The organism is Enterobacter sp. UPMP701 (assembly GCF_053709515.1).
Genome location: NZ_JBSKJN010000052.1, coordinates 1 through 594, shown reverse-complemented (window position 1 = coordinate 594; position 594 = coordinate 1). Strand labels below are relative to the sequence as shown.

Genomic DNA, 594 nt, shown 5'->3' with positions numbered 1-594 from the left:
GAAATTTTGCGCGGTTAACGCCGCGAAACGCCTGTCGAAACGCACGCACAGCACGTAATCAACGCCACACTCTGCAAGGTAACGCAGTTTTTCCCGCAGCCGGGTCAGTCTTGCCGGGGCTTTATCGGTAGCAAACAGTTCCAGTGGTTGAGGTTCAAAAAGCATCACCATCACCGGTAAGTTGCGCTTGCGCCCTTCTTCCTGCAAGCCCTGTAACAGCGCGCGATGACCGCGATGCACGCCGTCGAAATTACCAATAGTCAGCACACACCCTTCTTGCGGGGCCTGGCTGAGATTATGTATGCCGCGTATCAGCTTCATGTCTGGCTCAAAACAGTGAAAATCGTCCGAGTATACCTTGTACAGCGGTCAAGGTTAACCGGCGATTGAGTACCGAAATCAGAAAGAAGTGGCTTTTCATTGCCATGGCGCAAATCACGGGAAGAAAGTGACCGCCTGCTGCAATTTTTATCGCGGAAAAGCTGTATTCACACCCCGCAAGCTGGTAGAATCCTGCGCCATCACTACGTAACGAGTGCCGGCACATTAACGGCGCTTATTTGCACAAATCCATTGACAAAAGAAGGCTAAAAG

1 protein-coding gene and 1 pseudogene are annotated in these 594 nt (G+C 51.5%); both read right to left on the bottom strand.

Features of this window, described 5'->3' with window-relative positions; all coding sequences use genetic code 11:
- Positions 1-321: pseudogene (locus tag ACWKXT_RS24300) on the bottom strand (bifunctional riboflavin kinase/FAD synthetase); the annotation flags it as partial.
- Between the two features lie 7 nt (positions 322-328).
- Positions 329-547, bottom strand: coding sequence for a DUF2575 family protein (locus ACWKXT_RS24295; protein ID WP_001295417.1), 219 nt, complete (start codon positions 545-547; stop codon positions 329-331).
- Between the last annotated feature and the right edge of the window lie 47 nt (positions 548-594).

Excerpts from the sequence above, each read along its gene's own strand:
- ACWKXT_RS24295 (WP_001295417.1), bottom strand. The coding sequence starts at position 547 with ATGTGCCGGCACTCGTTACGTAGTGATGGCGCAGGATTCTACCAGCTT.